Source organism: Corynebacterium sp. HMSC071F07 (assembly GCF_001810285.1).
Lineage (GTDB): Bacteria > Actinomycetota > Actinomycetes > Mycobacteriales > Mycobacteriaceae > Corynebacterium > Corynebacterium simulans.
In genome coordinates this window covers 1-282 of the sequence record NZ_KV800689.1, presented here as the reverse complement: position 1 = coordinate 282, position 282 = coordinate 1, and the positions used below count along the sequence as shown (strand labels likewise).

General features: G+C 57.1%; 1 protein-coding gene. It reads right to left on the bottom strand.

The window, feature by feature from the left end; all coding sequences use genetic code 11:
- A partial coding sequence (locus tag HMPREF2724_RS12245) for a DDE-type integrase/transposase/recombinase (protein ID WP_141748295.1) occupies window positions 1-282 on the bottom strand: 282 nt, incomplete at both ends.

The window sequence follows — 282 nt, the reverse complement described above, 5'->3', positions numbered from 1 at the left end:
GCAGTCGTTAACGCATGCTCCAAAGCCTCCATGGGCAGCGCATCGGTACGCATCGTCGAGCGTGTAGCAACACCAACAATTTTTCGGCTGAAGACATCCACGACAAACGCGGTATAGGCGAATCCTGACAGGGTACGAACGTAGGTAATGTCGGCAACCCACAACCTGCCTGGCGCTTGGGCACGAAAGTCTCGTTGTACAAGATCCGGGCGATGATCCGGTGCCTTCGGGCTAATCGTTGTCACAGGGGTTCGCCCACGTCTGCGGCCGGAAACACCTGCT